The sequence below is a fragment of the Methylobacterium nigriterrae genome (assembly GCF_037106235.1).
GTDB lineage: Bacteria > Pseudomonadota > Alphaproteobacteria > Rhizobiales > Beijerinckiaceae > Methylobacterium > Methylobacterium nigriterrae.
The window spans coordinates 1-595 of the sequence record NZ_JBAWTG010000493.1 but is presented as its reverse complement, the minus strand read 5'-3'; the positions used below and the strand labels follow the sequence as shown (position 1 = coordinate 595).

1 protein-coding gene is annotated in these 595 nt (G+C 72.6%); it reads right to left on the bottom strand.

What is annotated here, in order from left to right:
* The coding region (locus tag WDW90_RS37905) for a Crp/Fnr family transcriptional regulator (RefSeq protein WP_336492846.1) at positions 1-595 on the bottom strand (595 nt) is incomplete at both ends.

Below are 595 nucleotides of genomic sequence, written 5' to 3'. Positions count from 1 at the left end.
CCGGCGTCGAACTCCGCGAAGGCCTTCAGCCGCGCCACGTCGGGGACGGTCAGGACGTGGTTGCCCGTCACGATCAGCTCCTTGCCCCGGAGTGCCTGCAGCACGCGGTTGATGTGGACGTGCGAGATGCCGAGAGCGTCCGCGAGGTCCGGCTGCGACAGGCCGAAATCGAAGCTGTGCTCGCCCGCGAGCCCCACCGCCTGCAGGCAGACGAGCAGCTCGCAGAGATGGTGGGCGAGCCGCTTCTCCGCCGGCCGGCTGTCGTTCACGAGCCATTCGCGGGCCCGGCTCAGCTCCGTCAGGGTGAGCCAGCGCAGGGCGCGGCGGATGCCGGGATGGGTCTCGACCAGCTCGATCACGCGCGCGCGCGGGATGTCCGCGACCGAGCAGGCCGTGAGCGCGCCGAGCCGCATGTCGCGCGAGGCGTGTCCGGAGACGTGCACGCGGCAGAGGTCGCCCGGCAGCGCGAAGGACACGATCCGGCGGCCTCCGTGCAGAAGCGTCTTGTAGCGGCCCGCGATGCCGCCCATCACGAGGCAGACGCGATCGGCGCCGTCGTCCGGCACGATGTCGTGGCGGGCCGGGACGGGGCGGC